This is a genomic window from Streptomyces hiroshimensis, assembly GCF_014650335.1.
GTDB lineage: Bacteria > Actinomycetota > Actinomycetes > Streptomycetales > Streptomycetaceae > Streptomyces > Streptomyces hiroshimensis.
Genome location: NZ_BMUT01000001.1, coordinates 1,259,036 through 1,281,729 on the forward strand (window position 1 = coordinate 1,259,036; position 22,694 = coordinate 1,281,729).

Annotated in this window: 24 protein-coding genes and 3 pseudogenes; 9 read left to right on the forward strand and 18 right to left on the reverse strand. The window is 68.7% G+C overall.

Features of this window, described 5'->3' with window-relative positions; translation table 11 throughout:
* Positions 1-30: 30 nt before the first annotated feature.
* Together IE241_RS05240 and IE241_RS05245 are read right to left on the reverse strand one after the other, a co-directional pair.
* Positions 31-736: pseudogene (locus IE241_RS05240) on the reverse strand (alpha/beta fold hydrolase); the annotation flags it as partial.
* A 73-nt stretch (positions 737-809) separates the two neighbouring features.
* Positions 810-1,436 carry a LysE family translocator gene (locus IE241_RS05245; RefSeq protein WP_190020346.1) on the reverse strand — a complete coding sequence of 209 codons (627 nt, stop codon included), beginning with the start codon at positions 1,434-1,436 and terminating at the stop codon, positions 810-812.
* Positions 1,437-1,546: 110 nt separating this feature from the next.
* Here IE241_RS05245 and IE241_RS05250 point away from each other — a divergent pair, with 110 nt between their 5' ends.
* Positions 1,547-2,521: a LysR family transcriptional regulator gene (locus IE241_RS05250; RefSeq protein WP_190020347.1), complete on the forward strand. Its 975-nt coding sequence runs from the start codon at positions 1,547-1,549 to the stop codon at positions 2,519-2,521.
* Between the two features lie 169 nt (positions 2,522-2,690).
* Here the strand turns inward: IE241_RS05250 and IE241_RS05255 are convergent.
* The 3 genes and pseudogenes from IE241_RS05255 to IE241_RS05265 form a co-directional block, all read right to left on the reverse strand.
* Positions 2,691-3,020: pseudogene (locus IE241_RS05255) on the reverse strand (Tn3 family transposase); the annotation flags it as partial.
* Positions 3,021-3,032: 12 nt separating this feature from the next.
* On the reverse strand, positions 3,033-3,164 hold the full coding sequence (locus IE241_RS05260) for a Tn3 family transposase (protein ID WP_190020348.1): 132 nt from the start codon (positions 3,162-3,164) through the stop codon (positions 3,033-3,035).
* Positions 3,165-3,213: 49 nt separating this feature from the next.
* Positions 3,214-3,564 carry a hypothetical protein gene (locus IE241_RS05265; RefSeq protein WP_190020349.1) on the reverse strand — a complete coding sequence of 117 codons (351 nt, stop codon included), beginning with the start codon at positions 3,562-3,564 and terminating at the stop codon, positions 3,214-3,216.
* Between the two features lie 327 nt (positions 3,565-3,891).
* On the opposite strand from IE241_RS05265, the gene IE241_RS05270 reads away from it, so the two are divergent.
* A complete protein-coding gene (locus tag IE241_RS05270) occupies positions 3,892-5,130 on the forward strand; it encodes a hypothetical protein (protein ID WP_229898757.1) in 1,239 nt (412 codons plus the stop codon).
* A 193-nt stretch (positions 5,131-5,323) separates the two neighbouring features.
* On the opposite strand, the gene IE241_RS05275 is transcribed toward IE241_RS05270, so the two are convergent.
* A protein-coding gene (locus IE241_RS05275; RefSeq protein ID WP_190020350.1) for an IS5 family transposase occupies positions 5,324-6,141 on the reverse strand; the annotation gives its coding sequence in 2 pieces (ribosomal slippage) (positions 5,324-5,799 and positions 5,799-6,141; 819 coding nt in all).
* 50 nt (positions 6,142-6,191) lie between these two features.
* On the reverse strand, positions 6,192-6,320 hold the full coding sequence (locus IE241_RS34590) for a hypothetical protein (protein ID WP_268254340.1): 129 nt from the start codon (positions 6,318-6,320) through the stop codon (positions 6,192-6,194).
* A 5-nt stretch (positions 6,321-6,325) separates the two neighbouring features.
* Here IE241_RS34590 and IE241_RS05280 point away from each other — a divergent pair, with 5 nt between their 5' ends.
* Complete coding sequence (locus tag IE241_RS05280; RefSeq protein WP_190020351.1) at positions 6,326-6,910, forward strand: DinB family protein; 585 nt, start codon at positions 6,326-6,328, stop codon at positions 6,908-6,910.
* A 377-nt stretch (positions 6,911-7,287) separates the two neighbouring features.
* Here the strand turns inward: IE241_RS05280 and IE241_RS35120 are convergent, their stop codons facing one another.
* Together IE241_RS35120 and IE241_RS35125 are read right to left on the reverse strand one after the other, a co-directional pair.
* A complete protein-coding gene (locus IE241_RS35120) occupies positions 7,288-7,533 on the reverse strand; it encodes a DUF8825 domain-containing protein (RefSeq protein WP_506004928.1) in 246 nt (81 codons plus the stop codon).
* Entirely contained in the window at positions 7,467-7,760 is a 294-nt protein-coding gene (locus IE241_RS35125; RefSeq protein WP_506004930.1) for a DUF8825 domain-containing protein, read from the reverse strand. Before IE241_RS35125 ends, IE241_RS35120 begins: the two co-directional genes overlap by 67 nt.
* A gap of 208 nt (positions 7,761-7,968) precedes the next feature.
* Between IE241_RS35125 and IE241_RS05285 the strand changes: the two genes are divergently transcribed.
* Positions 7,969-9,108: a GDSL-type esterase/lipase family protein gene (locus IE241_RS05285; protein ID WP_190020352.1), complete on the forward strand. Its 1,140-nt coding sequence runs from the start codon at positions 7,969-7,971 to the stop codon at positions 9,106-9,108.
* A 426-nt stretch (positions 9,109-9,534) separates the two neighbouring features.
* Here IE241_RS05285 and IE241_RS05290 read toward each other — a convergent pair whose 3' ends face one another.
* The 4 genes and pseudogenes from IE241_RS05290 to IE241_RS05305 all read right to left on the reverse strand — a co-directional run bounded on the left by IE241_RS05290 (position 9,535) and on the right by IE241_RS05305 (position 12,425).
* On the reverse strand, positions 9,535-9,933 hold the full coding sequence (locus tag IE241_RS05290) for a GerW family sporulation protein (protein ID WP_190020353.1): 399 nt from the start codon (positions 9,931-9,933) through the stop codon (positions 9,535-9,537).
* A gap of 275 nt (positions 9,934-10,208) precedes the next feature.
* Positions 10,209-10,640 carry a hypothetical protein gene (locus IE241_RS05295; protein WP_190020354.1) on the reverse strand — a complete coding sequence of 144 codons (432 nt, stop codon included), beginning with the start codon at positions 10,638-10,640 and terminating at the stop codon, positions 10,209-10,211.
* Positions 10,637-11,464 (reverse strand): annotated as a pseudogene (locus tag IE241_RS05300) (IS5 family transposase). The gene IE241_RS05295 and the pseudogene IE241_RS05300 overlap by 4 nt, the downstream one beginning before the upstream one ends.
* Before the next feature lie 277 nt (positions 11,465-11,741).
* Positions 11,742-12,425, reverse strand: a complete 684-nt coding sequence (locus IE241_RS05305; RefSeq protein ID WP_190020355.1) for a hypothetical protein — start codon at positions 12,423-12,425, stop codon at positions 11,742-11,744.
* Between the two features lie 467 nt (positions 12,426-12,892).
* Between IE241_RS05305 and IE241_RS05310 the strand changes: the two genes are divergently transcribed.
* On the forward strand, positions 12,893-13,495 hold the full coding sequence (locus IE241_RS05310) for a hypothetical protein (RefSeq protein WP_190020356.1): 603 nt from the start codon (positions 12,893-12,895) through the stop codon (positions 13,493-13,495).
* Here the strand turns inward: IE241_RS05310 and IE241_RS05315 are convergent.
* The 4 genes from IE241_RS05315 to IE241_RS05330 all read right to left on the reverse strand — a co-directional run bounded on the left by IE241_RS05315 (position 13,466) and on the right by IE241_RS05330 (position 17,557).
* Positions 13,466-14,857 (reverse strand): site-specific integrase, encoded by a 1,392-nt coding sequence (locus IE241_RS05315; protein WP_190020357.1) that lies wholly within the window; start codon positions 14,855-14,857, stop codon positions 13,466-13,468. The genes IE241_RS05310 and IE241_RS05315 overlap by 30 nt on opposite strands.
* A gap of 123 nt (positions 14,858-14,980) precedes the next feature.
* Positions 14,981-15,307, reverse strand: coding sequence for a helix-turn-helix domain-containing protein (locus IE241_RS05320; RefSeq protein ID WP_115069554.1), 327 nt, complete (start codon positions 15,305-15,307; stop codon positions 14,981-14,983).
* On the reverse strand, positions 15,307-16,425 hold the full coding sequence (locus IE241_RS05325) for a tyrosine-type recombinase/integrase (protein WP_190020358.1): 1,119 nt from the start codon (positions 16,423-16,425) through the stop codon (positions 15,307-15,309). The genes IE241_RS05320 and IE241_RS05325 overlap by 1 nt, the downstream gene beginning before the upstream one ends.
* Before the next feature lie 526 nt (positions 16,426-16,951).
* Positions 16,952-17,557, reverse strand: coding sequence for a TetR/AcrR family transcriptional regulator (locus tag IE241_RS05330; RefSeq protein ID WP_190020359.1), 606 nt, complete (start codon positions 17,555-17,557; stop codon positions 16,952-16,954).
* 81 nt (positions 17,558-17,638) lie between these two features.
* On the opposite strand from IE241_RS05330, the gene IE241_RS05335 reads away from it, so the two are divergent.
* Both IE241_RS05335 and IE241_RS05340 read left to right on the forward strand, forming a co-directional pair.
* On the forward strand, positions 17,639-18,484 hold the full coding sequence (locus tag IE241_RS05335) for an SDR family oxidoreductase (RefSeq protein WP_190020360.1): 846 nt from the start codon (positions 17,639-17,641) through the stop codon (positions 18,482-18,484).
* Positions 18,485-18,865: 381 nt separating this feature from the next.
* Positions 18,866-19,072, forward strand: a complete 207-nt coding sequence (locus tag IE241_RS05340; RefSeq protein WP_190020361.1) for a cold-shock protein — start codon at positions 18,866-18,868, stop codon at positions 19,070-19,072.
* A 194-nt stretch (positions 19,073-19,266) separates the two neighbouring features.
* Here IE241_RS05340 and IE241_RS05345 read toward each other — a convergent pair whose 3' ends face one another.
* Positions 19,267-19,521 carry a hypothetical protein gene (locus tag IE241_RS05345; RefSeq protein WP_229898758.1) on the reverse strand — a complete coding sequence of 85 codons (255 nt, stop codon included), beginning with the start codon at positions 19,519-19,521 and terminating at the stop codon, positions 19,267-19,269.
* A gap of 185 nt (positions 19,522-19,706) precedes the next feature.
* Here IE241_RS05345 and IE241_RS34760 point away from each other — a divergent pair, with 185 nt between their 5' ends.
* Positions 19,707-20,219, forward strand: coding sequence for a hypothetical protein (locus IE241_RS34760; RefSeq protein WP_190020362.1), 513 nt, complete (start codon positions 19,707-19,709; stop codon positions 20,217-20,219).
* A gap of 761 nt (positions 20,220-20,980) precedes the next feature.
* On the forward strand, positions 20,981-22,633 hold the full coding sequence (locus tag IE241_RS05355) for an APC family permease (protein ID WP_229898759.1): 1,653 nt from the start codon (positions 20,981-20,983) through the stop codon (positions 22,631-22,633).
* Positions 22,634-22,694 lie beyond the last annotated feature (61 nt).

Here is a 22,694-nt window from a genome sequence, read left to right on the forward strand (position 1 = left end):
GCGCCCGAATCGCTCTCGACTGGGCTGTTCCTACGGCTTGTGCGCGGTAGTGAGGAAGTCCAGGACGAGGGGGCTGGCGTGGGTGCGGAACTCCTCGAAGTAGGCGTGCCGGGCTCCGGGAATCAGGTGCAGTCGGGCGTCGGGGATGCGGCCGGCGAGCAGGGGGCGCTGGCGGTGGGGTTGAGCAGGTCGCCGCTCCCGTGGACGACCAGGGTGGGTGCGCTGATGTCCGGCAGGAGGTCCCAAGCGTTGTGCCGGTTACTGGCCGTGAGGTGCCGGCGCCGAGCGCGGGCGGGCATGCCGGGATTGCCGAGGGTGTGGTGTGGGCCGGGATGGGAGGCGAGCCATCGAGGGGCGTACATCAGCTCCAGCAGGACCTGTCGCGCGGCTCCGGGCTGAGGTTGCGCCAGGGCTTGGCGGACGTCGGTCTCGCGTTCGACGCTGTGCGGGCCGCCGGGTGAGGTGCAGCCGAGAACCAGGGCGCCCACCCGGTGGGGGTGGCGGCCCGCGAGTTGCTGGGCCACCCGTCCGCCCATGGACGTGCCGTAGACGTCGGCCCGGTCGATGCCGAGTTCGTCGATGACGGCGTTGATGGCGATGACGTCCTGGGCGAACAGTTCGGTGCTGTAAGGGTGTCGGGCTTGTCGCTGTCGCCGGTGCCGCGGTAGTCGAGCGTGAGGGTACTGCGCGCGGGATGGAAGTCGGCACGAACCACATCCCACCAGTGGTGGTTGTTTCATGGCTGCCGGTACACAAGGGCGGCAGATGGCCCGCGCGGTCGGGCGCTGGAAGAAGTACCGGCCCGGCCCTCAGATACCTGCTGCCACCGCAGCGCCCAGCCCCAGCAGGACGACGCCGGTGGTCACGCTGAGTCCCCGCAGGACGGTCGGCTTCGACACCAGGTCGCGCCCTCGGCTGACGGCCCAGGTGAGCAACATGTACCAGGAGGCGCTGACGAGCGCCCACACGACTCCCAGGGCGACGGTCGACAGGAACACCGGGCCCTTCGCGGTCACGAACTGGGGCAGCACCGAGATGGCGAACACGCCCGCCTTGGGGTTGCCGAGGTTGGTGCTCAGGCCGATGAGATATCCGCTCGCGAAGCCGGTGCGGCGCTCGCCCTTGTCGGTCGGGGTGGTGGAGACGGTGGTGTTGATCGTGGTCCGAAGCGTCTTCACCCCGAGGTACACCAGCACGATGCCGCCTGCGATCCGGAGCGCCGTGTACGCGGTGGGGCTGGCCAGCAGGACGGCGGACAGACCGGCTGCGGCGGCCGTGGACCACAGCAGGAAGCCGGTGGCGTTGCCCGCGAGCGTGCCTTGGAGCGTACGTTGGCCGCCTTCCAGAACCTGCCGGATCATCAGGGCTGCACTCGCGCCTGGCAGCATCGCCAGCAGCAAGGTGGTGGCGATGAAAACGGGCACATGCGTGGGCATGGGAAAAGAACCCCTTCCGGGGATTGCGGCCGATGGGTGCACCACCAGGCTTCCTCTCCCGTACTCATAAGAGAAGTTAAAAGAGAAGGGTGCAGCGTTAGGATTAGTGAATGGTGGTGGACCCGGGACAGCTCCGGCTTCTCGCGTTGATCGAGCGGCACGGCTCCTTGACGGCGGCGGCTCACGCCCTCCGACTCACGCCCGCGGCGGTCACACAGCAGGTGGTCAAGGCCGAGCGCGACTGGCAGGTGCCCCTGGTCATCCGTGGTCCTCGTGGGGCAACGCTCACCGTGGCCGGTGCGCTGCTGGCCGCCCACGGTCGAACCGTGGAGGAGGCGTCGGACAAGGCCGAGGCGGAACTGGCCGCACTGCTCGGCCACCTCTCCCTACGGTTGCGGATCGGAACGTTCCAGGCGGCTGCCCTGCACCTGCTGCCACCCGCCCTGACGGCCCTGCGGCACCGTCATCCGGACGCCGACGTCTCGGTCGTAGACGTGGTGTCCGGACGCGGAGCGGACGAGATCAGCGCGGGGCGCCTCGACGTGGCCATCGTCGCGTCCTGGGGCACGCCGCTCGCGCCGCCCCCACACATACGGGCCCACTCGCTCCTGTTGGACCCGATGGTCGTGGTTCTCCCCGATGACCATCCACTGGCCACCGGGCAGCCCGCGGACACCGAACTTCACCTGGAACAACTGCGCGACGAATCGTGGGTTTCCATCCTGGCCGGCCATGCCGCCCGCGGACAGTTCCACGACGCGGCCCGCGAGGCCGGCTTCACTCCCACGGTGCGGTTCGAGACCGAGTCCTACGATGTCGCCCAGGCTCTCGTCGGCACAGGCAGCGCAGTGGCCCTGGTCTCGCGCCTGGCCCTGACCCATGCGCCTGGCACCACCCACCGCGAACTGGCCCACCCCAGGCCCTATCGCCAGCTCTACGCCGTGACCAAAACAGACGCCAGCCTCACACCACTCGCAGACATGCTCATCGACCTTCTACGCGATGTCGCCCGCGACATCACCGCCACCTGGGAGGCTCCCCTGCAAGAAAAACAACGCCCATCGAACTCACCGTACGGAGCCTGAAAAGCTCCCGGTTCTGAATCGATACCGCCTGGTCCGGAGCAGACGGCACCGCTCCGACCGACCATCGACGCCGGCAGCCGGCTCGGCGTCGGCCCCGCCGTAGCCGGAGTCCCGGGGTGGTCGAAGCCACGGCAGCCGGATTCAATCACTCCGCCGCGTCGTCTACGCTTCACCCGGCGGCTGCGTGCTGCGGTTCTTCCGTCCGCCGGCCCGGGACGGGCGTGGCGAGGGCGAGCTCGAGACGGCTGTTCATGTCGAGCCCGAACCGGCCGTACGGGTTCACGTGAGTCCAGAACAGCGGCGACAGGCGCTGGCGATCGGCGTCGGTGAGCCGGTCCGCCCACTGCGGATCGGCCAGCACCTGCTGCATCAGCAGGGAGTTGACGTAGACCAGCGCCGACTGCAGCAGGTGCAGCAGGTGCAGCGCCAGCATGCTGACTTCCTGGCTCTCCTTGTCCGCCCCGGTCAGGTCGCCGTCCTTGTCGTAGAACAGGTCCTGGTTCGCCGAGTTTCAGTTCTCGACCACCTGCAGGCCCTCGCCGATCTCCTGGCGCATCTCGACGTCGGCCAGGTAGTCGCAGACGAACGAGGTCCGCACCGGGGCCACCACCGCCTCGACCAGGCGCTCCCGGGACAGCTCCACCGGGCACAGCTCCGCCGTCAGCCACTCCGCCGGCTTCTCCTGGACCTCCTCAGTGGGCTCCTGGAAGCCGAACGCCGTACGGATCTCCGCCCGGTGACGGGTGATCGCCCGCCGAAGAGCTGAGCCGGGAGGCGGCCACGACCATGACCAGGGCGTGGCCGGTCTCCTCCCTCTTGTCGTTGATGGTCCTGTACCTGATCAGACTCCGTGTGCAGTACGCGTGGCGGGTGGATTCGACCTGGTTGTCGGTCAGCTTGCCGCACAGGTCCGCCGGGCTGCTGCGGGCGGTGGCGGTGGCACGAGCCCGGCTGGCGGGGGCGCCGGGCTCTACCTCGGTGCAGGTCCATGCCGTGCCGTGGGACCGGAGCCGGAGCCGGAGCCGAGGGCGGTGGCTGTGCACGCGCCGTAGCGCTTGGGGGCGGCCTTGGCGGGTGCGGCGGCGGCCGGTTGGGCGCCCCCGGCGAGGAGGGCTGCGGTGAGGGCGAGCGAGGCTATCGCCGCCAGCAGGCGGCCGGCTCGTTTTCGTGACCCCGGATCGAAGCGGCGCGGTGTGTGCGCGTGCCAGATCGGAATAAGCCCCTCCACGATCATTTTTGACCCGTTGCAGGCTCACACCCCCACCCGCGTGGCCGCTACGTTCACCCGTTGACCGAACACACACCACCCACAGGGGGGAAGCGCAACGATGCGCCCGATAAGACCCGCCAGCCGCATAGGCAGAGCACTCATGGCCATGACCGCCTCGGCCGCCTGCTCCATCACCGCCGTAGGCCTCGCGACCTCGCCGGCCGCCGCCGCACCCGCCGCCACCGCGCAGGCGCCCCAGGCAGGCCAGTCCTGTACGGCGGCCGACCTCGGCACGCGGCACCCGGTTATCAAAACGTCCGAGGTGACCCCGACGATCACCCACTTCAAAGGCTGGTACGTCACCAGCGGCTCGACCGGTACCCAGACCGTCAACACCAGCGTCCAGACGACCATCTCGGTGTCCGTCGGCCTCACCGGCAACGTCGAAGGCGGCTTCGCCGTCGAGACCCTCGGCAAAGTCGGCGCGAGCCTGGGCCTGAACGTGCAGGTGAGCTACACCTCCACCAGCAGCACGTCGACGTCCGTCACGTGGAACTTCGGCAATCCCGGCTATTACGGCCTCTACAAGGGCACCAAGAAGGTCACCGGTACGTACGGCAGCCTCAACTGCAACCGCATCCAACAGGGCGACGGCAGTTGGGCGCTGAAGTGGATCGAAGGGGCCGACACCGGCAGCTACACCACCTACACCACCCTCGAAGAAGGCGCGGTGCGCTGCGAGGACAAGGTCCCCGCCAGCAGCATCATGCGCAAGGCGCAGGACCTCCTCGACTGCGGCTCCGCCACCGCCACCGCGAAGCACCCGGCCGGGCCCGTCCCCTCGGCGAAGGCCGAGGCCGCCAAGGCCAGGTACGAGGCCGAGAATGCCGCCAAGGCTGAGAAGAGCGTGAAGGCCACCGGGAGCCCGGCCCCCGCCACGCAGGCCGCCCTGAACTGCCAATCCGCCGTCTACAAGATCGACGTCCCCGGCAAGCCCCTGAACTGGAGCGCACCGCTCCTGGCCAACGACGGCATCCGCCTGCGCGAATCCACCTTCTTCAGCGCCCACCTGGACAACTGGCGGCTGTGCAACGTGACGGAGCGCAACGGGGTCATCGAGGCGTCCCTGTGGAACTGGGGCAACGGCGGATGCGCGACCATCCCGGCGAACATCGCCAACCAGGAGCAGGCCTACCTGACGACGGCCAACTGCGGGGAGGACGACCTCCAGCGGTTCTACATCTACCGCGACGTACCCGGCAGCTCGAAGATCGGCGTGCAGAACAAGTACACCGGCTCCATGATGGGCCATGACCGGTACGCGGACGGGGAGTTGATCCGCCAGTACTCCAGCGGCAGGCAGGACGGTACGGGTACGTACACCCTGACCGCAGTCTGACGGCCCCCACCCCGTGAGCGCGGCCCCGCACGTGAACCTCCGGCCTACCGGTTCCGTGCGGGGCTTTCCGCGTCTCTGCCCCGAGCCCAGCCTTGGGGACCGGTGCCCGTGGCCGAACGCCCCCTGTTGCATAAGATGGGGCCGTCGGCACGGGTCGATCAGTGGTGGATCAGCCGAGGGCTTAGACCGTGTCCTATGTGGTGAGGCGGACGAGGCGCTTGTAACAGCAGATGGCGGCGGCGAGCCCGAGGAAGGCCAGGTAGTTGCGGGGATTCCGCTCGTAGCGGGGGCTGAGTCTGCGGTAGCCGGACAGCCATGACATCGTGCGTTCGATCACCCAGCGGCGACGGCCCAATCGCTTACTGGACTCGATGCCTTTGCGTGCGATCCGGACTCCGATGCGCTTGCCGCGTAACCATTTCCGCAGGTCGGCACGGTCGTAAGCTTTGTCCGCGTGAAGGCGCTGGGGCTTGAAGTAGCGGCCGCGGTGAGGGTCGTGTCTCGTTTGGTGGCCCTCGATCATGGGCTTCAGCCCTTCGCTGTCATGGATGTTGCCGGCCGAGACGCCGACGAGAAGGGGCAGTCCGTTCGCGTCCGACAGGATGTGCATCTTGGAACCTGCCTTGCCCCGGTCCACGGGGCTCGGACCTGTGTGTTCGCCCCCTTTTTCGCCCTGACGTGGGCAGTGTCCAGGACGACGCGGGTGACGTCGATGAGGCCGGCGTCGCCGAGCCGGTGCAGCACGGCTTCGTGCAGGCGGCCCCAGACGCCGGCCCGGGACCAGATCAGGAACCGGCGATGCGCCGTCGACTTCGATATGCCGAAGCAGGGCGGCAGCGACCGCCAGGCACAGCCGCTGACCAGGACGTAGACGATGGCCGCGAACAGCGTCTCATCAAGCGTGTCCTGCGTCCCTCCACCCTGCGGCCGCACCTTCGACGGCGGAATCAGCGGCTTCGCGATCTCCCACAGCCCGTCTGGAACAATCCAACTCCACGTACCCCGCCCCATGCCCGGAGCAACGACGCCTCGCCACATAGGACACGGTCTTAGAGGTTGTCTCACGTGGCACGTTTCGCGAGCTTCTTGTAGCAGGTCAGGGCGGCGGCCATGGTCAGGCCTCGGCTCTGCCAGTCGTTGCGGACCACGTACGGGATCTTGAGACCACGAGCAGCCCATGGCAGGCTCATGCCGCATGATCGATGAATTCGCGAAAGACAACCTGCACGGGAGACTGCGGCGGGACCGCAAGGCGCTGCTCTGGAAACTCGACGGCTTGTCCGAATACGACGCCCGCCGGCCTTTGACAGCGACCGGGACCAACCTCCTCGGCCTGGTCAAACACGTGGCCACCGTCGAGGCCAGGTACTTCGGCGAGGTCTTCGACCGCCCTTCCCCGGAACCGCTGCCCCGGTGGCAGGACTACAACGGCAACGACCTGTGGGCGACCGAGGACGAGACCCGCGATCAGATCATCGCGTTCTACCGGCGCACGTGGGAACACTCGGACGCGACGATCAACGAGCTTCCCCTCGACGCCTCCGGCCACGTGCCGTGGTGGCCGGAGCCTTATCCCAATACGAACCTGTTCGCCATCATGGTCCATGTCCTCGGCGAGTCCATCCGGCATACCGGGCACGCCGATATCCTGCGCGAAGGCCTCGACGGCCGGACCGGGTTGCGCGCCGAACACGAGAAGCAGATCGACGAGGAAGCCCGTGCAGCCTACTGCGCGAAGATCGAGCAGGCCGCCAGGTCGGCCGCACCAATCAAGGCGTAGAGGTGGCTTAGAGGTTGTCTCACGTGACTCGATGTTCGTGCGGCATGCTGCCGGTGCCTGCTCGCGGATGCGGGGCCACAGCTCCAGCAGCGGGCCCAGGCCGCGGTAGGGGGCGGAGGCGTGCACGCACTGCCGGCGGCGGCGCTCGATGCCCGCGGGGAGGTCGGTGTCGACGGTGTGGCCGCAGCTGTGGACCACGAAACCGAACCGGGGCGCCACCTGGTCGCGGTAGCGGTCGTGCGCGGCCTGCGAGCCCGTAAAGACCAGCTCGCACACGGGGGCGTCGTCGAGGCCGGGGGTGACCCGGTCGCCGATGTAGAGCACGCGCACCGCCGGATCCGGCGCGTGCCGCAGGACGCGGGCGTCACGCCAGCCGATCACGACGTCTGCCGGATCCGTTCGGCTGACGTCCTCCCAGGCGCTGAAGGGACGGTGCCGGCGGCGCGGGACGCCCTCGTAGGAGACGCCGGGGAGGCGCGAGACGTGGGCGGGCGCGACACCGGCCTCGTGCCGTCCTCGCCCTGCTCGTGGACGCGCTTGAGCGCCATCCGGGCCTTCACCACCTCGCCGCGCTCCACCGTGGCCCAGAACGGGTGGGTGCCGACAGCCTCAGAGAGCTGCACGACCCGCGAGCGCAGGGCGGCGACGGATTCCTGCTGCCCGGGGGTTCAGCCGGGGCTGTCAGGGCGCTCACTACGGTAGCCGCGCTGCTCGGGGTCGCTGCTCCAGCCCGGCAGGGGGGGGTGACGCTCCACGGCAGGCCTTCCAGCAGCGCGGTGAGCTCTGCATCGGCGCGGTGAAGATCCAGCTGGGCGGCCCGAAGACCATCGGGGTAGGGGTAGTCAGGAATGCTGCCTTGATCGCGCTCCTGTGCGAATTCCTCTGAGGGTCAGCTGGTCTTCCGACCACCCGCCTGTGGACTGCGTGTTTCGGTTGGCCAGTGAGCGTTGCGCTTGGCCAGTTGAGCGTGTCGGTTGTGTGCCAGGGTGGCGGTAGAGAACTCGCGGGTGCGTACACGCATCCGGACCTGAGAGCGTTGGGGAGTCGTGACGGTGGCGATGCGGACATTTCCACTGGTGGGCGGGCCGGTGGAAATACGGGGTGCGCTGGACTTGGAGAGGACGCAGGCAGGGGTGATGCCTCGCCGGTTGCCCGCGTGGACCAAGGAGCAGTACCAGGACCCGTCGGTCTACGGGGTGACGGTGATGCCTTCGGGGGTGCGGCTGGTGTTCCGCACTGATGCGCGTGAGCTGGAGTTCGAGGTACTCACCTCCACAGGGCAGCTCGACACCGATCCCAGACCTCGCCCGACCGGGATGCTGGAACTGCTGGTGGACGGTGCCCACGCCGGGCGCCGGCAAGCACCGATGGGCAATGTGGTGCGGATGGCGGCCCCCGGGGCCGCGCAGCGACTGGTCCCGGGGGAGCCGGGGACCGTGCGGTTCGCCGGGCTGCCGATGGGCATGAAGAACGTCGAGTTGTGGCTGCCGCAGCAGACTCCCACGGAACTGGTGGCACTGCGTGCTGACGGCGAGGTGCTGGCACCGTTGCCGGACGGTCGGCGCCGCTGGGTGCACCACGGCAGTTCCATCAGCCACTGCCTCGAAGCCGACGGCCCGACCGGTACCTGGCCGGTGGTGGCGGCCGCGCTCGGGGGAGTGGAGGTGATCAACCTCAGCCAGGCGGGCAACGCCATGCTGGACCCCTATGTCGCCCGGACGATCCGCGACATGCCCGCCGACCTGATCAGCCTCAAGGTGGGCATCAACATCGTGGGCCTGGCCACCTTCCGGCTGCGGACGTTCGGCCCGGCGGTGCACGGATTCCTGGACACGATCCGGGACGGCCACCCCGACACCCCGCTGCTGCTGATATCCCCGGTGAGCTGTCCGGCACTCGACACGACTCCCGGCCCGACCACGATGGGCCCTGACGGGAAGATCACAGCCCTGGGCGACCCGGCCGATGTGGCCCGTGGGGCGTTGTCGCTGACGGTGGTCCGTGACGAACTGGCCCGAATCATGGCGGCCCGGCGAGCACGCGATCCCCACCTGCACTATCTCGACGGACGCGAACTTCTCGGCCCGCACGAGGTGGACGACCTTGCCGACGGCCTGCACCCCACCGCCGCCGCATACCGCCGTATGGGCAAACGCTTCGCCGCGCACGCCTTCGCCGACGACGGCCCGTTCCGCTGAGCGACCGGGGCTCCGCACCTGCACCAGGTGCGGAGCCCGATCGTACCGGCAGCCACCCTGTCCGCCCGCATACTCAACTGGCCGACTGGAGCGCTCAGTCACACCGTCGCCCGCTTCCCCGCGCCGCGCCCAGCACTGCCTGCGGCGGGCTTCTTCGCCACCGTCTTCTTGGCCGCGGCCTTCTTCACCGTGCTCTTCTTCCCCGCCGGCCGCGGCGTCTCCCTCTCGTCAGCCCCAGCGTGGTCGATGGACGCCTGAAGAGCTGGACCTGGCCGGCCAGCGTCGCAAGTGCGTGTTGTTCACGCTGCGGATGTCGTACTCCGGCAAGGCCGGCCACCGGGTCTATGCCACCGCCTCTTAGAGGGCGGTTCGTGAGTTGATGTCTGGTTCGTCGTTGCGGTTGAGGCAACCGAGAACCTCAGTTGTTCAGCGAGGGCGGCGCTTGGCGAGGCGGCGAACGAGCAGGGGGGCGACGGTTCCTGCCAGGAGGGCGGCGAGCGGTACGGCGACATTTACCCAGGGGGCTCGGAGGGGTTTGTAGGTGGCGGTGCCGTCTTTGATCTCGATGTACCCCCGGGGGCGGGCGCCGGCTCCGCCCCCTCCTTCGCCGGTGTTGGCGGCTCCGGCTTCGGAGCCCGTGCCCCCGGCGAATCCGAAGGCGATTTCGGCGACTGGAATAACGGTGATTCCGCCGCTGGTGACGGGTTCGCCGAAGACGGCTGTCACCGAGGCCCGGCTACCGAGCTGTTCGGCCAGGCGTTCCATCAGGACTGCGGCCGTGCCGGCCTGCGGGACGGGCTGGTCCGGTGTGTCTGAGCTGGTCATCGGATACCTCCGGGGTGGCGGGTAAGGCGGTACCGAGGATATGGGGGGTTTGGCATGGGCCGCGCGTGGATCGGTGGCGTAGACAGGGGGCCGGGCACCCGACGGCCGCCTCGAACCAGCCGTCGGGGCAGGGCAGTTGCTGGGCTCCTACGCGGCAGAGGCCGTGGTGATGCTGCTGCGCTTCATGTTCGCCGAGCGGCGCTATCAGAGGGCGGGGTGTCTGGTTCGTCGTTGCGATTGAGGCAAGCGGACTGATCGGGGGACTCGTCGAGGGGTTACGGTCGTGGTTGGGTGAACAGTCCCGGCTCGGTCTCGGTCAGGACGCCGCGGCGGACCAGGCGCTTGAGCTTGGTGCGGACGTTGTTGACGTTGTTCGGCACGATCTCCAGGTCCATCGCCTCGCAGACGTGCCGTGCCCGCAGCGGACCGTCGGCCTCAGCGAACACCGCCAGAATCTGCCGGCAGGCCGCGTTGTCCGGCACGGTGGTGGTCGGCGCGTGTGTCGGCGGGGACGCCTCGTCGGGCAGTTCCAGGAGCGTCTTGCGTGTGATCTTGATGTATTCGGTGGCCTGGTCGAGTTCGCTCAGCAGCGCGGTCAGTTCCGCGATCTTCTCGTGGGCGGCCCCCGCTTGCTCGGCGATCTGCTGTTCGCGGGCTTCCAGGCGGGCCAGCAGCGCGCCGAGGGTGTGCTGCGGGTCCTCGCTCATGCGCCGCGCCAGGAGGTGGAGGTGCCGGTCAGCCGACGGGCCATCACATCGCTTATGGCCCAGTACACCCGTGATTCGGCGGTGGCGGGACGGTGCTCGTAGTCGCGGACGAGACGCCGGTGCAGCATCAAGATCCCGTTGGTCTGCTCGACCACCCACCGGTTGGGCCGGGGCACGAAGCCGACCTCCGCCGGGTTGCGCTCGACGACTTCGATCTCGATGCCCACCTGCTGGCCGTGGGCCACGACGGTGTTCTTGAACCCCTGGTCCACCAGGGCCTTCCTGACCGTGCCGGTCCCGGCGGCGACCTTGTCCAGCAGGGCGGTGCCGGCGGCGTTGCCGTGGGGCGGAGGCGGCCGGCACCACCACCGCGATCACCAGGCCCAATACATCAACGGCCAGGCCACGCTCGCGGCCTGGCACTTTTTTGCTGCGTCCAGTCCCGTCGTGTCCTCGGGCACCCCGGCGGCCGCGTGCAGGCTCTGGGTATCCAGCACCACCAGGCTGGGATCGGCGAGGCGGCCCTTGCTCTCGCGGACCAGCCAGCGCAGCAGGTCGTGGATGACCTGGTCGGTGCCGTCGTCGCGCCACTTGGCGAAGTAGTAGTACACCGCGCCGCGCGGAGGCAGGTCGTGCGGCAGGTAGTCCCACTGGCAGCCGGTACGACTCTGGTAGAGCAGCGCGTTGACGATCTCCCGCATCCCGTACCGGCCCGCGTGCCCGCTGACGGAGGGATGCTGGGCCTTCCACGCAGTGATCACGGGCTCGATCAGCGCCCACCGCTCGTCGGATAAGTCGCTCTTGCAGGGCATGCGGTCACTCACGCAGTCACTCCAGCACGGCCGAGCCCCGCGGCACGCCACAGGTCCGCACAGCCACACGTTCAGGCGGCGACGAAACCGACATCAGGTCACGTACCGCCCTCTCAGCGCCCGGTGTGATCCGCTCGACGGCACCCAGGGCCTTCTGGTCGTCCGGTCCAGCGCAAGGCCCGCCGCGAGTACGAGAACCGGGTCAGCATGCTCACACCGATCGGACCATGATCGTTTTCAGTGCCGGCGGCTGTACCGGACCCGAGGCCGCATACCGGGCCCAGGGCCGTCAGGCCCAGTCCTGAGGGCGGAAGGTGAACACCGCCCCCGGCAGGACCGCGTCCACCTGGACAAGGCGGTCGGCCGGCGGCTTGAGCTGCTTGAGGCGGGCGCAGAGTCGCTGCTTGAGCTCCTCCGCCGGAGGGCCGTTCCGCAGTACCGCGTTGTCCGTGAGGTCGACCATCACGCGCACCCGCTTGTCGTCGTAGGTGTGCAGCTTGTCCCCCACGTTCTTCCCGAATCGCTCGACGGCGTCGTCGACGGTCTTGGCGCCGGTCACCTTCACGTGGTCTCCCACCAGGTCGGCGCTCGCATAGAACTCGGCTGCGGTTCCCTGCGCCCTCTCCGGCGACGCGTCCGCGACCACGTAATCCGGCTTTTTCGCACCCTCGTTGAAGGGCCACGGGTGCAGCTGCCGGTCGCCGCTCTGCCACAGCCGCTTGGCGTTGATGAGCTCGTGCAGGTCATTGTAGACACCGACCGGAAACCGGGACGGCCCCGGGACACCGTCGCGAGCCGGCGCCTTCTTGTCCTTCTCCGAGCGGCACGCCTTCCACAGGTCCAGCAGGAGCTGTTTCGCCTCCTCCGCGCCGGCCCCGGGGTCGAGCAGGGACGCCTTGAGACTGTCCGCGAGTTCCCCGGCCTGCGGATACTTCTCCAGCATCGGCCCGAAGGCCCCGTTCCTGGGGCCCAACAGGCTCTTCCCCTCCCGGAGTTCCTCCAGTTCCGTCCTCCACGAACCGGGCCACTCCGTGTGCTTCTGCGCATCGGGGGCCGCCCCGTCTGCCGACGACCGCCGCACCAGCAGCGCAGTGGCCGCATTACCGGCGGTGTGTTGCAGTGCGAGCGCCCGCACTGCCGCCGGCCCGCCGCCCGGCACCCCGGGGGATGACGCGCGCGCCACGCCACCATGCCCCTGTTCACCCGCGGACTTCTGCTCTGACCGGCCCTGATGGCCCCTCATCCCGTTCCCCTCCGGCAGTCGGTTCCCCCCGAATGAGGATGGGTCCACGGCGCCGGGATGGGAAGGCCGCGGCGTAGGCGGGATCGCCGAGACGATCGGCCTTGGGACTGGTGGGCTCGCATGTTGAGGTGTCGCGTATTCGCCAAGCGGCCGTAAGCTCCGATCACGTCCTGCGATCGCGGCGGTAGATTATCGACATGTCCGCCTCCTTGGTGAGTGCCTACGCAGCAGTGGCAGCAGTCGTGTTCGGCGTCGTGAACGTTGCGCTTGCTGCTCACCTTGTCCGCCGACAGGAGAGTCACAAGCAGGCGTGGCAACACCTGCCTGCGGTCATTGAGGCGTTCGGCGATGCCTGCTTTCGCTTCATGAGGGAAGTGTGGGAGATCGACTGGGACGTCTTGCCGCCCGATAGTCGTGGCGATCACGGGATGGACGAGGCGAAGGAAGCCATGTTGCAGTTGAACAAGCTGGAGGTGTTCGCCCGCCCGGAGACCATCAGGGCAGCTCGCGACGCACTTCACGCTGCCGATGCGATTCGACTGCACTACTGCAACCGGCTCGAACAAGGGAACAGCGCAGGAGAGAAGCGCTGGGACCTCTATGAATCATTCGCCAAGGCGCATCATGCCTTCCTGGTGGCTGCCCGCAGGGAACTTGGGCTCAAGCCCCCGCCGCCGTTCGGCTTCGCTATGCCTCGTGAAGATCCGAGTCGGCTCGCGGCTCTGCGATCTCGCATTCCGTGGGCCCGAGCAAGCAACGGCCGCTCCGGATCAGGTGCGGGGACGACCGATACTCCTTGATGGTCGAGTCGCCGGTTGCCGTGTGTGGTCGCCGGGGGCGTATCGGCTCCAGGTTCCTCCGGCTTCGGTGACCAGGCGGGTGGCTGTCTTGTCGTGGTAACCGAGGGCCTTCGCGATGACGGGGGCCGGGGCTTGGAGGACGAGCTGTCGGATTGCGGAAGTCCTGCCGCGCTGTGGCGGGACGCCGATCTCGCGCAAGTGGACTTGAAGGCTGACCGGGTTCATCGGCTGGCCGGGCTGGCGTCCAGGGAAGAGCCACTGTGAGCTCCTGCTGCTGGCGTAGGGCAGGTGCTGGCAGGACTGGACGTATGCCCGCATGAGGTCAGCGACGGGCTCCGGAAGCGGGGACGGCGGGTCTCCCAACCGGACGGTGACGGTGGTCCCGTCGTCGATGACGTCGTCGACAGTGAGGCGGACGATGCGGGTGACGGGTTGCGCGTAGAGGAGAACGAGTGCGGCGGCGATCCGGACCCGTAGGGGCAGGGAGTCGTCGTTGATTACCCGCCGGAGAACGGCGAGTCGGTGGTGCTGGTGCAGGGGTGTTTGGTCCTGGTTGACGACCTGGGGTGGCAGGGCGAGGCGGGGCATCCGGCCCGTCTTCATGCACCAGCGCAGGAACGTCTGGGCCGGGCGACGGGTGGCCAGCTTCTCGGTGTGCCAGGCGTCGAGGTCAGCCTGCTGGCAGTGTTCGATGGTGCGGCCTCGGTCGGCGAGCTGAGCGAGGAAGGCGCCGGCCTGGGTGATCTCCTGTTTCGTCTGGTTGGTCTGGGAGCGTCCCAGCGGTCCCTTCTCCGCCTTGCTCCGCAGGCGCCGCATCTGGTGCCAGGTGGCGAAGTGCTGAAGAAGTCGCCGGTGTTCGGGATCCTCGATGGTGGCGAGCCGCTCGGCCAGCCAGCGCTGATAGAGCAGAAGCTGCCGGTCGACACGTGGCAGGACACCGCTGTCCATCAGCAAGTCACGCAGGTGGACGACGGTTCGCCAGGGTGTTTCCTGGTGTAGCCCGTCATGGGTGAGCGGGATGCTGCCGGTGGCCAGGCCCCGGAGGAGACGGACGACGTTGGGGCTGCGGAGCCAGATCAGGCGGCTCTTGGGCCGGTCCATCTCCAGCAGGGAGGTGGCCAGTGGTTGCAGCGAAGCGGCAACGTGACCGGTGCCGTCGTCGAGGAGTCGACCGAGGGTGTCGGCGAGGGTGCAGCGTTCGCAGAGGCGTCCGCCGAGGAGCAACCCTTCGAAGCCGCAGCGGTCGCAAAAGAAGTCGCGGACGATGCCCGCGCAGTCGCGGCAGATCGGCGTGCCGGTCGCGTTCCGACCTGGCAGCAGCCGGTCGGCTCGGCAGCCGGGGCAGCAGCCGCGGACACGCATGGCGCGGTCGTAGCAAGTCCGGCAGATCGGACCGTCCGACCACTCAGCGGACTTCGAGGCCCGACGGCCGCAGCGTGCGCAGTCGCGGATCATCCACCGCTCGTACTCCTCCGGCGTCACGACTCATCCCTCCGGCGTCAGCCGGACCCGCGTGGGTCGCCGGGCGGCCAGGTTGATCGGCGCTTCCTCTCCGGCCGCCCGGCGGGCCGGGAGGTTCTGGGCCGAGGTGGCGATCAGGTCGGCGGGCGTGCAGTCGAGGATGTCGCAGAGGGTGGCCAGCACCGGCAGGGACAACCGCTCCGGCGTGCCGGAGACCAGGCGGTGAACCTGGGAGGAGGACAGCGTAATGCCGCGTTCGGTCAGGTGCGGCATGAGCTCGGCGACGGTGAACATGCCGCGGGCGGCCATCAGCTCGCGCAGGCGCCATCGGTAGCTGATCTGGCGTGGCATCAGGAGGTCCTTCCCGGCCGCAAAGCGGCCTCGATGGTGGCGTCCAGGACGCGACGCAGGGAGCGGGTGCGGAAGTCGGAGGAGACGCAGGTGTAGATCGCAGTGGTGGAGGCGTGGTCATGGCCGACCTGCTGTTGGACGAACAGCGGGTCGTGGCCATCCTCGATCAGGTGGGTGATGTAGGACCTGCGCAGCGAGTGGAACTCCAGCGCGGGGTCCAGGCCGACGGCGTCCCGGTAGGCGGCGAAGCGGGAGTCCAGCCGCTGGAGCCCGATTCGCGGGCCTCGCTCGGAGGGCCAGAGAGCCCGGCTGGTCGAGTGCCGCATCCCGGGCCGGACCTCGCTGATCCATTCCTCGACGGTGCCGGGTGTCCAGTGCCAGACGGTCAGCACGCTGCGACGCTTGGGTGGCGAGCCCTTCTTGGCCTTGCCGTAGCGGACGAGCAGGGTGCCGTACTCGCCGAACTCCCGGCCCTCCGGGTTACGGCCGAAGTCGGTGAGATCCAACATCCGGGTCTCGTTGCGGCGCAGGCCGTAGGCGTACGCGACCTTGAACAAGGCGGCATCCCGGAAGGCCGGCAACCAGCCCTTGCGGCCCTTGCCTCGAACGCGCAGGACCTCCTCGTCGGCGTGGTCGAAGAACGCTTCCAGTTCGGGCCTGGTGAACGCCCGGCGTTCCGGCTCGCCCTCGGCTTCGTCGGCGTGCGCCGCGGCGTTCCAGTCGTAGACCACCTGGACGGGGTGGGTCCCGAAGTGCCGCAGGCACTCGTCGGTCCAGCCGTAGGCGGGGTTGGTCAGGAAGTCGCAGAACTGGCGTACGGAGCCCTGGTAGTTGCGCAAGGTGGAGCGGACGCAGCCGTGTACGGCCCGCAGATCCGCCGACCACTCATCGACGTGCTGCGGCGTCCACTGCCACGGCATGGCATCGGCATGCCTGGTGAAGGCCCGGATCGTGCGTTCCTGGTCACCGACGTATCCCGGCGAGAGATTCCGGGCGAGCTGCTGGTTGCGCCAGCCCTTGATCATCGCCTCGAAGACCTGCTCGTCCGGCCTCAGCAGCGGCAGCCCGTCAATCAGGTGCAGCCGAGCAGAACCTGGAACGAGGCCGTCCCCACCCATCTGCCATCACTCTCCGTCTATCGCATCTGACGCGAGAATTTCGCATCGGATGCGACTCGGGGGCGTCTTCGCAGTTCAATCGCCCGATGGAGTGAGGCCCGCGGACACTCGGTGCCGCAACCGCTACCGTGCTTCCAAGGCCAACGTCCCTGATGGGGTCATTTCCGCGCGGTCCCGGACCCACCTCCAGGACAGGTGTCGCGTATTCGCATCCGATGCAATTGGCGTCGGTAGGACCATCGGTACAGCCGTTGGCGCTAAGCACCTGATCTTGCTGTGCGACATCCCGTGAGTTCTCCTGAGCCCCGCTGAGTCCCTGTGCCTGTGGCCAGGAGGTTCTCCCTCAGTCGGGTGTTCTTCGTCGAGTGACGTAACTTCAGGATTTCTGAAGGGTTCTCGCCATCTCCGGCCATTCTTCGATCGGGGCGAAGGTGAGGGCTCGGGTTGGCCGCGGGGAGCCGGACGACCGGGAACCCGGGCAGGGAGCGTGCGGACACGCAAGTCTGGCCAATGATCGTTCGCCGGGTCAGGGAGTCCGGCCGGGAGCCTGCAGGGAGTCGAGCCAGTGGAGGAGGCGGGCGCCCTGGCGGGTCATGATGTCCGGGTCGCGCAGGGCGTTGGCCAGGAGTGACATGCCCTGGTAGCCGGAGATGAGGGTGACGGCGAGGTCGTCCGGGTCGGGCAGGCCCAGGGCGCGGAACTGGTGTCCGGCCCAGTCGAGCAGCCGCCGGATCACCGCGCCGGCCTCCGCGTCCAGGGTCCCGTTCGCGCGCTTGTCGACCTCGACGGCCAGGGTGCCGGTGGGGCAGCCGTAGCGGGCGGCGGTGTCGCGCTGGGCGACCCAGGTTTCGATCAGGGCCTTGAGGCGGTCGAGGGGGTCGGGCAACTGGTCCAGTTGGTTGGTGAGTTGGTCCAGGTGGGCGCTGTGCTCGGATAGTGCGGCCTGGACCAGTTCGTCCTTGGTCTTGAAGTAGTAGTAGACGTTCCCGACGGGGACGTCGGCCGCGCGCGCGATGTCGGCGAGGGTGGTCCGTTCGACGCCCTGCTCGTGCAGGACCTGGGCTGCCGCGGCTGTGAGTCGTCGGCGCTTGTCGGCCGCCTGCGCTGCCCGGGGCTTCACTGAGTCAGTCACCTGACCAACTATAGACAGCGCGCGGAAAGGTCGTGCTAGGGTCCTTCCAAGTCAGTCAACTAACTTACTTGGGGGATCGTAATGATCGTCGTGACGGGTGCCACCGGCAACATCGGGCGCACGCTGGTGCCGCTGCTGGCCGAGGCAGGCGAGGAGGTCGTGGCCGTCTCGCGGCAGGAGCAGTCCGCCAGGCTCCCGGTCGGCGTCCGGCACGCCCGGGCCGATGTCGGGAATGCCGCGAGTATGCGGCCGGTCCTCGACGGCGCCGACGCCTTCTTCATCCTGCTGGGCGGCGAGCTCAACGGCCACGGCGAGAACCCGCAGGCCCTTCTGGACGCGGCCACGGCCGCCGGGGTCAAACGGGTCGTCCTGCTCTCCTCCCAGCTCAACTCCACCCGGCCCAAGGCCCTTTCACACACCCGCCTGCGCGACTTCGAGGCCGCCGTGCACGCGTCCGGAGCGGACTTCACCATCCTGCGCCCGGGCGGCTTCGCCTCCAACGCCTTCGCCTGGGCCGAGTCGGTCCGTACCAAGCGCACGATCTTCGCCCCGTTCGCAGATGTGGCGCTGCCCGTCATCGACCCGGCGGACATCGCCGAGGTCGCCGCTGCCGCGCTGCGCGAGGACGGCCACGCGGGCCGCACCTACGAGCTGACCGGTCCCGAGGCCATCAGCCCGCGCGAGCAGGCCGCGGTGGTCTCCGAAGCCCTGGGCGAGGAGGTGGCCTTCGTGGAACTCTCCCGCGAGGAAGCCCACGCCCATATGGCGCAGTTCATGCCGCAGGAGGTCATCGGCGGCACCCTGGACGTCCTCGGCGTCCCGCTGCCGGCCGAGCAGGAGATCAGCCCCGACGTGGAGAACGTCCTCCACCGTCCGGCCAGGCCCTTCGGCGACTGGGTCGCACGCAGCCTGCCGGCCTTCCGATAGAAACCTGTCCCGGGCGCGCGGAAGACGGTGCACGCCCGGGACAGGGCCTTTGACGGCCGGACCGAAGCAGAACCGGCCCCGTGAGTCGACCCCGAACCCACGGGTCCATCCCCCAGAACCAGGGCACCACAGCCTCGGGTTCGTACTGAAGAACCTTCGGTTTCCGCGAACTCGCGGGGGTCTCGGCAGGGGTCCAAGGTGAGCCCAAAAGCCGCCACGGGATGATCTTGGACGCTGAAGGGGTCGCCGTGGGGCCGGGGTGACTGCTCGCCTCGGGACGAACCCGCGCAGGCACGTTTAAAGACCTGACGGTCAAGGGCAGGATCGATCCCCTGCCGGGTGCGGATCAGGTGCTCGGCTTCGGTCTCTGGAGGATGGGACATGGCTCAGCAGGGCACTGTGAAGTGGTTCAACGCGGAGAAGGGCTTCGGGTTCATCGCTCCGGATGATGGGAGTCCTGATGTTTTTGTCCACTACAGCGCGGTCCAGGCCAGTGGATACAGGAGCCTGGAGGAGAACCAACGCGTCGAGTTCGAGGTGACCCAGGGGGAACGTGGCCCGCAGGCGGACCAGGTCCACCCCATCTGAACCGACTCGTCGGCGCGTGTCCACTCTCACGGGCCGGGCGCCGTCCCCCAGCCTTCGACCACGGACAGTACCGATACCGCAACACCGTCGAAGGCCTGGTTCTCGTAATAGCTACGGTGAACGGACATGTAGCACTGCGTAATCGACCTTGGGGAACATCGGTCAGCCGTTGGCACTGGGAATGGTCACGGGGTCTAGCTGTGGATCTCCGTGTTCGGGTGTGGCTGGGACTGGAGGCGTTCGCGGAGATCGATCTCCTCGGGGGTGAGCGGGTCCTCGGGCCGGCGGATGCGGACGGGCTTGGGCCGCAGCGGCAGGCCGTGGTCCGTCGCGGCGTCCTCGGCGTCGGCGAGTGCCCGGTAGAGCGAGGCGACGGATGGGTTCTTGCCCGCGTTCTTCCCGGTCTTGATGGTGAAACACCACAGGAGGCCACAGCACGGCGCGTGCAACCAGGGAGGATGGCTGCCATCTTTCAGGTCGCGCTCACGGGTTGGACCAGGTCCGAGCTCGCGGGCATGGCGAACCGTCAGGCAGCCGTCATGGGACACCCCCATGCGGCGACCGACGTCTCCAGAGTGCGCCGCTGGATCGACAACGGAGAGACCCACGGGAGCCCATACCCAGGGTGCTCGGCGTGCTGTTCACCGAACGGCTTGGCCTGGTGGTGTCCATGGAAGACCTCGGTTACGGCCACCTGGCGAAGAGGAACAGGCACATCCCGGGGGACGGGCTGTCCTGGCCCGCCGCGCAGGCCGTAAGCATCCTCACGGAGTTCACCGGCATGGACCTGATGCTCAACCGCCGTGGCGTCGTGGGGAGCAGCTCATTGAGCACGAGGAGCGGCTCCGCGGTGGAGCCGCTGCTGCCTCCGCTGCTCCGGCCGCGCCGGGCGGAGGAACCGGGACCGGCACCGGGATTCTGCCTGATGTGCGGAGAGTCTCCGCGCTCGGGCAGCCTGCTGGATCTGCCCGTGGCCGGAACAGCAGGGCTCGTCGTACCGCCGTCGAGGGGGCGGCACGAGCGCTGCCTCGTCTGCGGAAAGCCCTCCGAGGAGGTCCTGCTGCGCATCTTCTCGGCACGCGGCGGGGGCTGCCGTGCCTGCGCGCGAGGGCTGGGCCACGCGGCCCGGCGGGCGGACGGTACGTGAGGCGCCGTCCGTCGGTGACGCGGTGCAGGGGTTTGTCGCGTACGGAGGGCCGGCCGGGCTCGCCGCCACCGCGACTCCGGCCGCCGCGGGTGGAGCGCCACTACTATCCGGTTTCGGTCTACACCCGGGTGAGCGCGGTCGCCGCAGGTCCGGGTCTCCGGGTCTCGTGACGCGGCACCGCCTACGCCCTGTCGTTCTGTCAGAAGGGTTGCCAGGCGCGTCGGCGGGGCCATGCCGCCGGCGGTCGCCCGGGCCGGTCGCCGCCAGCGCCGGACCTCTCCGGTGATCTCCGGCGTTCTCCCGCATCACCAGGATCCGGAAAAATATTTCCGCTAATTCGCTCGGTAAAGTTACGGAAAGCACGCGCTTAGTCACTCGGGAATCATGAAATGGCGTGCCCACGCCGGAAATAAGGGCTGACCAGCGGCGATTGGAGACGTTCCGTTGATTGTCGTACGATGGCGGGCGTCGCTTTTGCGTCCTCGGTGATCTCGTCGCCAGTGAGCCCGGACCACCGCTGATCGAATTCCTCAGGTTCGTCGTGCGCAGCCGCCCGGTGTCCACTCCCGGGGATGATTTCGGCAGAGCCGCCGGGCCGCTTCTCGCTGCGCGCGGCTGAATTCCGTCCAGTTTGGAGGGTTCGGCCCGGAAGACGATGTCGTCCTGCGGCGCGAGCCGACGAAAAAGGGCGGCAGTCGCAGGGCCTGAGAGGTGCACGGGCTGCCGTCGGACTTTGTCTCCGGCAGAACGGAATGCACGTCGTGGATGTGAGCGCGGCCAATCGAAAAGGCCTCAGCCTCTTCGCCCTGATCATGATCGGGCTGGGGTCCATTTTCGGCTCCGGCTGGCTCTTCGGAGCCGGTCAGGCGGCTCAGGTCGCGGGCCCGGCCGCGCTGGTCGCCTGGGTGATCGGCGCGATCTTCATCGGCATGATCGCCATGTCCTACGCCGAGGTCGGCGCCGCCTATCCGCTGCCGGGTGCCATGGCCCGGTTCGGCTCCATCTCGCACGGACCGGTGCTCGGCTTCATCACGGGCTGGGCCGTGTGGATCGCGACCGCCTCGCTGATCCCGATCGAGGCCATCGCGGGCACCCAGTACATGTCCTCGTGGAGCTACGGCTGGGCCCGCGGGCTCGTCGCCGACGGCAGCCTCACCGGCACCGGCATCGCGATGGCCCTGTTCCTCACCGTCGCCCTGTGGCTCGCCTGCTACTGGTCGGTCGAGCTGCTGGCGCGGGCCAACAACCTGCTGACGCTGGTCAAGTTCGCCATCCCGGTCCTCGCGGTCGGCGCGCTCATCGCCTCGGGCTTCCACACGGACAACTTCACCGCGCATGGTGGCTTCGCCCCGAACGGCTGGTCCGCCGTCCTCACCGCCGTCACCGCCTCCGGCGTCGTGTTCGCCTTCAACGGCTTCCAGGCCGTCGTCAACCTCGGCGGCAACGCCAAGAACCCCGGCCGGGCCATCCCGCTCGCCCTCGTCGGCGCGCTCTCCCTCGGCCTGGTGATCTACCTGGCCCTCCAGGTCGTCTTCCTCGGCGCGGTCCCGCCGGAGAAGCTCGCCGAGGCCGGCGGGTGGAGCGGCATCAACTTCGCCTCGCCCTTCGCCGACCTCGCCAAGCTGCTGATGCTGCACTGGGTCGTCACCATGCTCCAGTTCGGCGCCTTCATCTCGCCCAACGGTGCCAACATCGGCAACGTCGCCTCCTCCGCCTACCTGGCGCAGAACCTCGCCGACACCGGCTTCTTCCCCAAGAAGATCGCCGAGGTGCACCCCAGGTACGGCGTCGCCCGCCCCGCGATGTGGCTCAACCTGGCCTTCTCCGTTCTCCTGCTGGTGACCATCGGCCACAGCTGGGAGGCCCTGGCCAGCGTCGTGTCTGCGGCGATGGTCGTCTCGTACCTGATGGGCCCGATCGCCGTCGGCGTCTTCCGGCAGACCAAGCCCGAGCTGCCCCGCCCCTTCCGGCTCCCCGCCGCCAAGGTCCTCTGCCCGCTCATCTTCGCCTTCGCGGCCTGCGCCCTGTACTGGTCGAAGTGGCCCAACACCGGCAAGGTCACCCTGCTCACGCTGCTCTCCGTCCCCATCGCGGCGGTCGTGCTGCGTCGCCGGGGCGAGAACCTGCGCCGCCAGTTCGCGCCGGCGTGGTGGATGGCCGGCTTCCTGCTGTGGCTGTCCCTGCTGTCGGCCCTCGGTAGCAAGGAGTTCGGCGGTCACGGGGTGATCCCGGGCGGCCTCGACACCGCTCTGGTCGGGGTGTCGGCCCTGGGCTTCTACTTCTGGGCCGTGCGCGCGGGCGTCCAGGCTCACCGCGCGGGTCTGCCGGGGCCGGACCCGGTGCTCGGCGGCGTGGGCGGCAACGTGCCTGCCCAGACGCGCCACGAGGAGCCCGCGCAGGCCGCGGTCTCCTAGGCACTGTTTCTCGGATCATGTTCGGAGCCAGATGGTGAGGGCTGCGAGTGTGATGGTGCCG

Coding starts and splice junctions, on each gene's coding strand:
- IE241_RS05245 (WP_190020346.1), bottom strand. CDS start 1,436: ATGCCCACGCATGTGCCCGTTTTCATCGCCACCACCTTGCTGCTGGCG.
- IE241_RS05250 (WP_190020347.1), top strand. CDS start 1,547: ATGGTGGTGGACCCGGGACAGCTCCGGCTTCTCGCGTTGATCGAGCGG.
- IE241_RS05270 (WP_229898757.1), top strand. CDS start 3,892: ATGGCCATGACCGCCTCGGCCGCCTGCTCCATCACCGCCGTAGGCCTC.
- IE241_RS34590 (WP_268254340.1), bottom strand. CDS start 6,320: ATGAGCCTGCCATGGGCTGCTCGTGGTCTCAAGATCCCGTACGTGGTC.
- IE241_RS05280 (WP_190020351.1), top strand. CDS start 6,326: ATGATCGATGAATTCGCGAAAGACAACCTGCACGGGAGACTGCGGCGG.
- IE241_RS05285 (WP_190020352.1), top strand. CDS start 7,969: ATGCGGACATTTCCACTGGTGGGCGGGCCGGTGGAAATACGGGGTGCG.
- IE241_RS05290 (WP_190020353.1), bottom strand. CDS start 9,933: ATGACCAGCTCAGACACACCGGACCAGCCCGTCCCGCAGGCCGGCACG.
- IE241_RS05295 (WP_190020354.1), bottom strand. CDS start 10,640: ATGAGCGAGGACCCGCAGCACACCCTCGGCGCGCTGCTGGCCCGCCTG.
- IE241_RS05310 (WP_190020356.1), top strand. CDS start 12,893: ATGTCCGCCTCCTTGGTGAGTGCCTACGCAGCAGTGGCAGCAGTCGTG.
- IE241_RS05315 (WP_190020357.1), bottom strand. CDS start 14,857: ATGCGTGTCCGCGGCTGCTGCCCCGGCTGCCGAGCCGACCGGCTGCTG.
- IE241_RS05320 (WP_115069554.1), bottom strand. CDS start 15,307: ATGCCACGCCAGATCAGCTACCGATGGCGCCTGCGCGAGCTGATGGCC.
- IE241_RS05325 (WP_190020358.1), bottom strand. CDS start 16,425: ATGGGTGGGGACGGCCTCGTTCCAGGTTCTGCTCGGCTGCACCTGATT.
- IE241_RS05335 (WP_190020360.1), top strand. CDS start 17,639: ATGATCGTCGTGACGGGTGCCACCGGCAACATCGGGCGCACGCTGGTG.
- IE241_RS05340 (WP_190020361.1), top strand. CDS start 18,866: ATGGCTCAGCAGGGCACTGTGAAGTGGTTCAACGCGGAGAAGGGCTTC.